Origin of the sequence: Salinibacter sp. (assembly GCF_042218895.1) — a bacterium.
GTDB lineage: Bacteria > Bacteroidota > Rhodothermia > Rhodothermales > Salinibacteraceae > Salinibacter.
Genome location: NZ_JBDGQQ010000112.1, coordinates 1 through 6,957, shown reverse-complemented (window position 1 = coordinate 6,957; position 6,957 = coordinate 1). Strand labels below are relative to the sequence as shown.

Annotated in this window: 6 protein-coding genes and 1 tRNA gene; 5 read left to right on the top strand and 2 right to left on the bottom strand. The window is 62.8% G+C overall.

Annotated features, from left to right (window positions below):
• The coding region (locus ABEL04_RS09915; RefSeq protein WP_375802232.1) for a PhzF family phenazine biosynthesis protein at window positions 1-304 on the bottom strand (304 nt) is incomplete at its 3' end.
• 119 nt (window positions 305-423) lie between these two features.
• Between ABEL04_RS09915 and ABEL04_RS09910 the strand changes: the two genes are divergently transcribed.
• On the top strand, window positions 424-1,524 hold the full coding sequence (locus ABEL04_RS09910) for a quinone-dependent dihydroorotate dehydrogenase (protein WP_375802231.1): 1,101 nt from the start codon (window positions 424-426) through the stop codon (window positions 1,522-1,524).
• A gap of 77 nt (window positions 1,525-1,601) precedes the next feature.
• On the opposite strand, the gene ABEL04_RS09905 is transcribed toward ABEL04_RS09910, so the two are convergent.
• Window positions 1,602-1,880 (bottom strand): hypothetical protein, encoded by a 279-nt coding sequence (locus ABEL04_RS09905; protein WP_375802230.1) that lies wholly within the window; start codon window positions 1,878-1,880, stop codon window positions 1,602-1,604.
• Window positions 1,881-2,021: 141 nt separating this feature from the next.
• On the opposite strand from ABEL04_RS09905, the gene ABEL04_RS09900 reads away from it, so the two are divergent.
• From ABEL04_RS09900 to ABEL04_RS09885, 4 genes are all read left to right on the top strand, one after another.
• Window positions 2,022-3,920: an AMP-dependent synthetase/ligase gene (locus ABEL04_RS09900; RefSeq protein ID WP_375802229.1), complete on the top strand. Its 1,899-nt coding sequence runs from the start codon at window positions 2,022-2,024 to the stop codon at window positions 3,918-3,920.
• Between the two features lie 186 nt (window positions 3,921-4,106).
• Window positions 4,107-4,180, top strand: a tRNA-Pro gene (locus ABEL04_RS09895).
• A gap of 234 nt (window positions 4,181-4,414) precedes the next feature.
• Window positions 4,415-4,924, top strand: coding sequence for a hypothetical protein (locus tag ABEL04_RS09890; protein WP_375802228.1), 510 nt, complete (start codon window positions 4,415-4,417; stop codon window positions 4,922-4,924).
• 597 nt (window positions 4,925-5,521) lie between these two features.
• On the top strand, window positions 5,522-6,790 hold the full coding sequence (locus ABEL04_RS09885) for a PQQ-dependent sugar dehydrogenase (protein ID WP_375802227.1): 1,269 nt from the start codon (window positions 5,522-5,524) through the stop codon (window positions 6,788-6,790).
• Window positions 6,791-6,957 lie beyond the last annotated feature (167 nt).

The following is a 6,957-nucleotide window of genomic DNA, read 5'->3' as shown; positions in this document are numbered from 1 at the left end:
CGCTCCTGGTATTGAACCGCGCCGGAGCCTCAGGGGCAAGAACGCCCTCCGTCCAGAGCACGTGTGCACTGGCAAGTGTGGCATGACCGCAGAGGTCGACCTCGTGGGTAGGGGTGAACCAGCGTAGGTGATAGGAGCCGTCCTCCTGAGGATGAAGAAACGCGGTCTCCGAAAGGTTCATCTCACCGGCCACGCGCTGCATCCAGTCGGCATCGCGGGCGCCGGAAAGCAGACACACGGCCGCTGGATTTCCGCTGAAAACGGTCGTAGTGAAGGCGTCGACCTGGTAGAGGAGACAAGACATCAGGACCGTCTCTCTGGGGAGCGAACGATGACGGAGGAGAAGTGGAAACGAAGCATGATGGATCCGGGTCCAATGGAGTAGCGACAGGCACACGCGACCCTGGCCGATACTCCACGCGCATGTACCGATTTCTCCGTCCCCTGCTCTTCCGGCTAGGCCCGGAGCGCGCACACGATGTGAGCCTGCAGGCCGCTGAGGTGGCGCAGCGCGTGGCGCTTCCGCTCGTCAAGTCTCAGTACCGGTTCGAGGACGAGCGTCTCAAACAACGGCTCTGGGGAGCTACGTTCCCGAATCCCGTGGGGCTGGCGGCCGGGGCCGACAAAAACGCCCGGGCCGTCCCGTTCTGGGAGGCCGTCGGCTTCGGCTTCGTCGAGGCCGGGTCCGTAACCGCCCAGCCAGCGTCGGGCAATCCTATGCCGCGGGCCTTCCGGCTGCGGGAGGACCAGGCCCTCGTCAACCGGCTCGGCCTCAACAACGATGGGGCCGAGGCGGTGGTGGAGCGGCTGGAGGAGGGCCGCACGACACGCACTTGCCCTCTCGGCGTCAACGTGGCCAAAACGCCCGATCCTGACGTCTTAGGGACGGCGGCCCTCGACGATTACCGTACGAGCTTTCGGCAGCTGAGGTCGGAGGCGGACTACATAACGCTCAACGTCTCGTGTCCGAATACCCACGACGGGCGAACCTTCGAGGACCCGGAGGCCCTCGACGAACTGCTCGCCGTGATTGAATCGGAGCAGAAGGTGCCGGGGCTCGCCGTGCCTGTCCTGGTGAAGCTGAGTCCTCCGCGTAGCGACCAGGTTCTGTTCGACACCCGGCTTGAGGAGATCCTCGCCGTGGCGAAGGCCCACGACGTGGACGGCTTCGTCGCGACAAACACGGCGTCCGACCGGCGAGGGGTGCAGGCCCCGGACGAGCGGCTGGCAGAGATTGGGGAGGGAGGACTCAGCGGGCCGCCGTTGGCGGACCGATCCACGAGGCTGGTACGATACCTCTACCAGGCGACCAACGGCGACGTGCCCATCATCGGGGTTGGGGGGGTGCGTGGTGCTGAGTCGGCCTACGCCAAAATTCGGGCGGGGGCGTCGCTGGTGCAGCTCTACACAGCCCTCGTCTACGAAGGGCCAGGGCTCGTGCGCGAGATCAAGGAGGGCCTCGTGGAGCGGCTGAGCGAAGACGGGTACGCGTCCCTTGCCGGGGCTGTGGGGGCGGATGTGTGACGAAGTTTGGGGGGAAGGGCGCACGGATCTGCTCCCAGTGTGCCGGAGGCACTTCAGTCGATGCGGGAAGGGGGGAGCTACTCCGCGTCGAGGCGCCTCAGCTCCGCCTCGTAGCTCTCAGTGACCTCTCGGAGCTGGTCGACCGCTCCTTCAGGGAGCTTGCCCTCGCCCCCCTCTACGATAGGGCCGCGCCGTTGCTCGGGGGCGCGCTCGCGGCGCACCGGAAGTAGTTGCCGTTCACTCCTTCCGATCGGGCCCAAACACTGCACGAGCGGGTCCGCCTGCTTCGCTACGGGGGACGTACGGAACGGGCGGCGCGTCTCTACTGCGAGTTGCTGTCGATTCAGCGCACGCACTTCGGGACCGAGCGCATTGGTGGGACCAGTCTGGAGACTGTCGCACCGCTCGGGCGTGGGAGCAGTGTGCTCAGAAACAGCCCATCGTTTTGTGGGTAGGGCTGCGGTGTCTACCGTCCTCCCACCGCCCGGAATGTACTCATGCCCGCTCAGGTCGAGTTCGACACCATTCCACAGCTGTTTCGGCGTCTTTGTAAGCGCTACCGAGGGCAGGAACGACCGGTGCTGCGCTACAAGGAACGGGGCGAAGGGTGGCACGACATCACGTGGGAGGACCTCGAGGATCGGGTGCAGGCGCTGGCGGGCTACCTGCATCGGCAGGGGGTGCAGAAGGGCGACCGCGTGGCCGTGCTCTCAGAGAATCGCCCGGAGTGGGCGATCAGCGACATGGGCACGCAGCTCATCGGGGCGGCCAACGTGTCGATCTACACCTCGCTGCCCTCCTCCAAAGTGGCCTACATCCTCCGCGATTCTGGAGCGAAGGTGTGCATCGTGTCCGTGCCGGTCCAGCGCAAGAAAATTGAAGAGATCGCGGACAGGTGCCCTGAGCTTGAAGAGGTCATCGTGATGAGTGAGACGGCAGACGATCCGCCAGTATCCATGACACCCTGGGACGACGCCCTGGAGGAAGGGCGGGCGTACTGGACCGAGCACGAAGACGAGCTCGTCGACATTGCCGAGAGCATGACGCCCGACGACATGAGTGCGCTCATCTACACGAGCGGCACCACTGGGAAGCCGAAGGGCGTAGTGCTCACAAACCGCAACTTCTGCTCAAACGTGAAAGCGGCCCTCCAGCGCGTGCCGTTCGGGGAAGACGACCATCATCTCTCGTTCCTGCCCCTGTCCCACGCCTTCGAGCGCACGGCGGGCCACACGGCTGTGCTCGCCGCCGGGGCCACCATCAGCTATGCGGAGAGCATCGAGGCGGTGAGTCAAAACCTGCGGGAGGAGCAGCCAACCCTCATGATCTCCGTGCCGCGCATGTTCGAGAAGGTGTACAATCGCGTCACGAAGCAGGCCAGCGAGGGCAGTGTCATCCAGCAAAAGGCCTTTGAGTGGGCCGTGCGGGTGGGCGAGCGGTACGCGGAGGCCCAGCAGTCGAACGGCACAGGTCCCGGTCTTCTGTTGCGGATGCAAAAAGCCGTCGCGCACCGACTCGTTTTTTCAAAGCTGCACGAGAGGCTCGGAGGCAATCTCCGCTTTGCCGTGTCGGGGGGCGCGGCGCTGCCCGAAGAGATTGGCACCTTCTTCCAGGCGGCCGGGGTCACCATCATTGAGGGCTACGGCCTCACGGAAACGGCCCCCGTCCTCACGGTGAACCCGATGGACGCCCCCCGCTACGGCACGGTGGGTCACATCCTGCCGGGGGTTACCGTCGCCATCCAGCCGCTCGACGGCGACGAGTTGGCCGGGACGGTCAGTGGAAGCGACTATCCCACGTCCATCTCAACGCCGGAAGGGGAGATCCTGGTGAAGGGGCCGAACGTGATGCGCGAGTACTGGAATCGGCCGGAGGAGACCCGGGCGGCCTTTGACAAAGAGGGCTGGTACCACTCCGGCGACGTGGGCCGCTTCGAGGAGGGTTACCTCAAAATTACGGATCGCATCAAGCACATGATTGTCACGGAGGGCGGGAAGAACGTGTATCCCGGCCCCATCGAGGAAACGTTTAAGACCAAGGGGTGGATCGACCAGATCGTTGTGATCGGAGAAGGGCGTCCCTTCCTTGTGGCCCTGGTGGTGCCCGACTTCGAGTCGCTCCGGATGCGGGTCCGGGACGAGGGCATCGATCAGTCCGACTACACCGACGCCGAGCTTCTTGAGCTCGATGAGGTTCAGCGCATCTTTCAGGATGCGTTCACGGCCTACAATCGGGAGGCAGCGGCATACGAAAAGATCCGTAACTTCCGCCTGCTCGCCGAGCCATTCACCGTGGAGGAGGGCACGCTGACCCCAACGCTCAAGCTCCGCCGCAGTGTCATCGAAGAGCGCCACGAGGACCTCATTGATGCGATGTACGAGGAGTTCGGGCAATGACGAGGGAGCGAGAGGAGAGGGGCAAAGAACCAGGAATCTGCCTTCCATACTCGCAACTCGCAATTCCGAATTGTCGTGTGGATAACCATTGAACTCCACCTCAGCGGCCGGGTAGAGGCCAGGCCTGTGGAGGCCGGTGCGGATCCCGACTCAAAACTGGCCCTATAACACGTTTGGATACTCAAGCGGGGCATGGCGCAGTCCGGTAGCGCGCGTCGTTCGGGACGACGAGGTCGCCGGTTCAAATCCGGCTGCCCCGACCCTAGAAAGCGGCCCTCATGGCTGGTGAGGGCCGTTTTTTGTTTGGAGACGCAGGTCTCCGTGAAATCTAGCGTCCAGAGTGGGAAGGTCGAGGCAAACCCTGGCCCCCCACGAAACACTCCGTACAAGATTATCTTAGTGGAGTAGTTCTTCATTTTCAGGGCCCATTCGAAGGCAAATTCGAAAGTGTTCGTCCTGACCACACGCTTTGTTCAACCTGACGACCTACCCCCATGCTTAGACGATTAGTGACACCACTTCGAGCCGGTCTTCTCGTCCTCGCGCTTGCCCTCTGTGCGCCCGCAGCGTTCGGGCAGATGCCACAGCCGGATACTTCGAAGCTTCTCTCCTCCTCCGATGTCAGCAAGGAGCAGATCCAGAAGATCGCGCAGATTCTTGTCACTGCGCAGATGTCCACCCAGAAGGAGCGGATGAAGATGCGGAAGGATGCCATCAAGATGAAGAAGAAGATGGCAAAGATGGACTCCACGCAGAAGGCTGACGTCCGTCGCGAATTTCGAAAGCGACGGATGGCTTTGCAGAAGAAGCAGATGCAGGTTATACAGAAGCAGTCCAAGCAAAAGGGAATGAAGCCCCAGATGGTGCGGCGGGTCATGCGCTCGGCCCAGCAGGACACCACGCTGCAGAATCGTGTTCGAAAGGCCATGAAGATGGAGGCGAAGCGGCAGCGTTCTTCGATGCAGGAAGGCGGCTCGCAGGACGAAGGCAATTCGAATCCGTAAGTCCCCTTTGGTCCCTCTGGGAGGTTCGGGCAGGCGTGCGTGCACATGGACGCCCGTCTCGAAACGAGAACCTCCACGGGAGGACGGTACGCCCACTTGTTTGCCCCTTCTCCCGAAGTCAGCGAGAAAGGGGCAGGTCCCTGGAGGTCCAGACAACCGTGCGAACGGGGAAGAGGGCGCTGAGGATGGACGCATATCGATCCGCGGCGGATAATTTCCTCGCTGGGAGTAAGCTCCCGACGGTCATGGGAGCGCAGGCGGAAAGAAACAGGAGTCTGGAACCCGAAGCGGGGGCGGCGGGGCTGTCCTGACGGTTCAGGCCTGCTGAAGACGACAACCGGTGGGCGTCTTCTCCTACGGGAGCCGCTCTCCCCTGCCGAGTAGCCACCTGCACAGCAAGTGGCGTACATGCCGAAGGGCAGTGGCTGCTTCAAGAATGTTGCTTCAAGAATGTGATGTTCCTCCGTGCAGCCCTTTGAGGCACGACCGTGAATCCCTTCGCGTACTTTCTCGCTGACTCATCAATTCACCATGATGCCGGAAGTACAGCTGTGCTCCGGATCTGTCAGGCCCGGCGGGAGCGGATTCCTGTTAATCATGCTGGTCGTGGCACTCGCCGGTTGTGGGCAGGAACGAGCAAGCTCTGAGACCGGCGCTACCTCCGTTTGTGATCCGGACGACGGCGGCCTGACGCTGGCTGACGGGTTCTGCGCCACCGTTGTGGCTGAAGATCTCGGCACAACCCGCCACCTCACAGTTGCGGAGAACGGCGACGTGTACGCGGCGGTCCGCGACACGGCGGATGATACCGGCATCGTAGCCCTTCGAGATACCGACGGCGACTACAAGGCCGACCGGACCGAGTACTTCGGTGACGGCAGCGGAACCGGCATCGGCCTCCACGACGGCTACCTCTATTTCGGGGCCAACACAGCCATCTGGCGGTACGAGCGAAGCCCCGGTGAGCTTGTGCCCTCCGGCGATAGGGAACTCATCGTCGGGGGCTTTCCGGAGCAGGGCCAGCACGCCGTAAAGCCGTTTTCATTCGGTGGAAACGGCCACCTGTACGTGAATGTCGGCGCCCCCTCGAATGCCTGCATGGAGGAGACCCGGACGAAAGGGTCGCCGGGGCAGGATCCGTGCCCTCAGCTCAAGCAACACGCAGGCATCTGGCAGTATCAGGCCAACGCAACGGGCCAGCAGCACTCACCGGATGCCCGCTATGCCTCAGGAATCCGCAATGCCGTCGCACTCACGTGGAATGACACCGTCGGCAATCTCTATGCGGTGCAACACGGCCGGGACCAGCTACACCAATTCTTCCCCGACCTTTACACGCAAACGGAAAGCGCTGAGCTGCCCGCCGAGGAGTTCTTCAAGGTCGATGCGGGCAACAACTTTGGCTGGCCATACTGCTACTACGACTGGATGGCGGAAAAGAAGGTCCTCGCGCCGGAGTACGGCGGTGACGGCGAAGAGGTCGGGCGCTGTGACAAATTCGAGGATCCCATTCAGGCCTTTCCAGGCCACTGGGGACCGAACGACGTACTTTTCTACCACGGCGATCAGTTCCCGGAGAAATATCAGGGTGGGGCGTTCATCGCCTGGCATGGCTCGTGGAACCGTGCACCGCTCCCGCAGGAGGGATACAAGGTGACGTTTACCCCCTTCGACGGAGCCCAGCCATCGGGGGACTACGAAGTATTCGCCGACGGCTTTGCCGGCGTCGATACGCTTCGGGCCCCTGGCAACGCCGAGCATCGACCGACAGGACTCGCGGTGGGACCGGACGGGGGGCTCTACGTGTCCGGGGACGAAAACGGCACCATCTGGCGCATCGCACACGTGGGCACGAGGGAAAATTGATCCCACGGCGTGCAGGCGAGTCCCTTGTCCGCAACAACGCCTTGAACTTGGCAGCAGAGGGAGGGGGGAAGCGGCAAGAAGGAGTGGCAAGAGTGCTCCAGCAGTCGCCGAATTACTTTGGAGATGCGGGCGATCGTCTCCTCGATTCCTCTGCCGATCAGGACGGT

Bases quoted from the DNA above. Each gene is read 5' to 3' on its own strand.
- ABEL04_RS09890 (WP_375802228.1), top strand. From the start codon at position 4,415: ATGCTTAGACGATTAGTGACACCACTTCGAGCCGGTCTTCTCGTCCTC.
- ABEL04_RS09900 (WP_375802229.1), top strand. From the start codon at position 2,022: ATGCCCGCTCAGGTCGAGTTCGACACCATTCCACAGCTGTTTCGGCGT.
- ABEL04_RS09885 (WP_375802227.1), top strand. From the start codon at position 5,522: ATGCTGGTCGTGGCACTCGCCGGTTGTGGGCAGGAACGAGCAAGCTCT.
- ABEL04_RS09910 (WP_375802231.1), top strand. From the start codon at position 424: ATGTACCGATTTCTCCGTCCCCTGCTCTTCCGGCTAGGCCCGGAGCGC.